Origin of the sequence: Isoptericola croceus (assembly GCF_029382255.1) — a bacterium.
Taxonomy (GTDB): domain Bacteria; phylum Actinomycetota; class Actinomycetes; order Actinomycetales; family Cellulomonadaceae; genus Isoptericola; species Isoptericola croceus.
In genome coordinates this window covers 1-273 of sequence record NZ_JARLLG010000234.1, presented here as the reverse complement: position 1 = coordinate 273, position 273 = coordinate 1, and the positions used below count along the sequence as shown (strand labels likewise).

Here is a 273-nt window from a genome sequence, read left to right as displayed (position 1 = left end):
CGACCTGGCGCACCTCCGCCGGGAAGCTCTCCGCCGAGTGGCCCGGGATGAACCAGGTGCAGCGGTCCGCGATCCCCAGCTTCTTCAGCATCCGCAGCAGGCGCGGCACGCCGACGCGCGCGGCGAAGAAGCCCGCCGAGTAGTCCGCCAGCACGTTGTCCGGGTGCCTGCCGGTGCCCAGCCAGCCCGAGACAGCGTCGAAGTCGATCGTGAAGACGACGCGGATCTTGTTCCGCTTGGGGTTGGGCACGCCCCTGGGGATCGTCGTCGGCA

The 273-nt window shown here is 70.3% G+C and carries 1 pseudogene; it reads right to left on the bottom strand.

Annotated features, from left to right (window positions below):
• A pseudogene (locus PZC42_RS24620) lies at positions 1–250 on the bottom strand (hypothetical protein); the annotation flags it as partial.
• Positions 251–273 lie beyond the last annotated feature (23 nt).